The sequence below is a fragment of the Tunicatimonas sp. genome (genome assembly GCF_049647865.1).
GTDB lineage: Bacteria > Bacteroidota > Bacteroidia > Cytophagales > Cyclobacteriaceae > Tunicatimonas.
In genome coordinates, this window is the sequence record NZ_JBARYM010000037.1 from 1 (window position 1) to 1,568 (window position 1,568).

Annotated in this window: 2 protein-coding genes; both read left to right on the top strand. The window is 43.9% G+C overall.

The features are described from left to right. The coding region (gene hemH, locus WBA23_RS01600) for a ferrochelatase (protein WP_424580487.1) at positions 1-1,035 on the top strand (1,035 nt) is incomplete at its 5' end. Between the two features lie 58 nt (positions 1,036-1,093). Then, positions 1,094-1,399, top strand: coding sequence for a DUF4286 family protein (locus WBA23_RS01605; RefSeq protein ID WP_424580488.1), 306 nt, complete (start codon positions 1,094-1,096; stop codon positions 1,397-1,399). Positions 1,400-1,568: the final 169 nt, after the last annotated feature.

The following is a 1,568-nucleotide window of genomic DNA, read 5'->3' on the forward strand; positions in this document are numbered from 1 at the left end:
CGCCGCTACCTTCGAGAGTTTTTAATGGACAAGCGGGTAGTAGATTATCCGCTGATTCCTCGGTGGATGCTGGTCAATTTGATCATTGCTCCCTTTCGGGCTCCTAAGTCAGCCAAAGAATACCGTAAGCTGTGGGAAGAACGCGGATCGCCCCTCAAGTTTTATGGGGAAGATATGCGTGACCTGCTGCAAGAATCATTAAATGATGATTACATTGTTAAGCTAGCCATGCGCTACCAAAGCCCTAGCATTCAGCAAGGGTTGGATGAGTTACAGAAGATGAATGTTCGTCACATTGTCTGCATTCCGCTGTTCCCGCAGTATGCTTCAGCCACCTCTGGTTCAGTGATTGATAAGGTAATGGAAATTGTGAAGACTTGGCAGATTATTCCGTCGGTCAACTTCGTTAGCCATTTTCCTGACCATCCACTCTTTATTAAAGCGCATTTAGCGCGCGCTCGTGAGCAATTAGATAAGCAGGATTTTGAACACGTACTGTTTAGTTATCACGGCATTCCGGTTAGCCAGATTAAGAAGGGTTCGCAGGACAATTACTGCAAAGTAGGTAGTTGCTGTGATACGTTCCACAAAAAGAACCAGTTCTGTTACCGAGCACAATGCTTCCAAACCTCGCGAGTATTAGCCGAAAAGCTTAATATTCCGCCCGAAAAATATACCGTCTCTTTCCAATCGCGCTTAGGACCAGTGCCCTGGATTCGCCCGTATACCGATGAGGTACTAGTAGAACTAGCTGAAAAAGGGATTACGAAAGTATTGGTATTCTCCCCAGCCTTCGTAGCCGATTGTCTGGAAACCACCTTGGAAGTAGGTGAGGAGTACAAAGAAGATTTCTTAGAGGCCGGAGGCGAAGTGTGGCAATTGGTAGAGAGCCTAAACGATCATCCTGAGTGGATTGCTTGTCTAAAAGATCTGGTTTTGCAGAATACGGCTGATGGGCGCAATGTGCAGCTTACTACTGAACAGGCTGAATTGGAAATGCCAAACCCTTCCAAAGTGACTTCTCCAACTAATTAATTCTTGGCTAATTATTAAAATGGGCGAATCTCGTCCTACCTTCTTATAATCTTACTACATGATTTTATACAACGTAACCGTCAATGTAGAGCAAGCTATTGAGCAGGAATGGCTTCAGTGGATGCAAAATGAGCATATGCTTGACGTTATTAACACCGGGCTATTCCAAACCGCTAAAGTTTTTCGTCTTTTGAACATAGAGCAATCCGAAGGAACGAATACCTACGCGGTTCAGTACTTTGCCAAAAACCAAGAAGATTACGATACCTACGAGCGCGATTATGCCGATGCATTACGCCAGAATCATCTTGAGAAATTTGGTAACCGTACCGTGGCTTTTCGTACCTTAATGGAAGAAGTGTAATTCAATCATTCTTTCGTTCAATAATTCACTTGCTTTAGCGTTCAAGTAATCATTCAATCACTAACCAAGAACTAGTGACTGAGGACGAAAGATCAAACATGAAAAGACGTCAGTTTATTCAAGGACTATCTGGACTTGCCGGATTAGGAACGCTAGCTGGGCTTTATAC

Bases quoted from the DNA above. Each gene is read 5' to 3' on its own strand.
- WBA23_RS01605 (WP_424580488.1), top strand. From the start codon at position 1,094: ATGATTTTATACAACGTAACCGTCAATGTAGAGCAAGCTATTGAGCAG.